The sequence below is a fragment of the Candidatus Symbiothrix dinenymphae genome, assembly GCF_001431085.1.
The window spans coordinates 1-398 of sequence record NZ_BBRU01000497.1 but is presented as its reverse complement, the minus strand read 5'-3'; the positions used below and the strand labels follow the sequence as shown (position 1 = coordinate 398).

Here is a 398-nt window from a genome sequence, read left to right as displayed (position 1 = left end):
AAATGTAGTGAAAACACCCGTCTTCCGGGCAGACATCGCCGATTTCGCCGCCATGAACGAGGTCTATGGCAAGCATTTCAGCGAACCATTCCCCTGCAACGCAAATTTACCATTCAGTTAGTGGCAACATTTTAAATAGATAACATAATAAAAAATAAAGATTTATGAAAACAGTTATAAAAGAGATATTATTAAAGATGCGAGTGCTGAGTGTTTGCCTATCAGGCATACTCCTGTACTCATGTAATGACTTTCTGGATGTGGACGACTACTTCAAAAATACGCAGCAGTTGGATTCCATATTCACCAGAAGAGACAAGGTGGACCAGTACCTGAAAGAAGCGGCCAGTTATTTGCCGAACGAAGGGAATTTATGGACGAAGAGTGATGGCATTTAT

General features: G+C 41.0%; 2 pseudogenes. Both read left to right on the top strand.

The features are described from left to right. Positions 1-103 (top strand): annotated as a pseudogene (locus ASC50_RS06770) (Rid family hydrolase); the annotation flags it as partial. A gap of 61 nt (positions 104-164) precedes the next feature. After that, a pseudogene (locus ASC50_RS05310) lies at positions 165-398 on the top strand (RagB/SusD family nutrient uptake outer membrane protein); the annotation flags it as partial.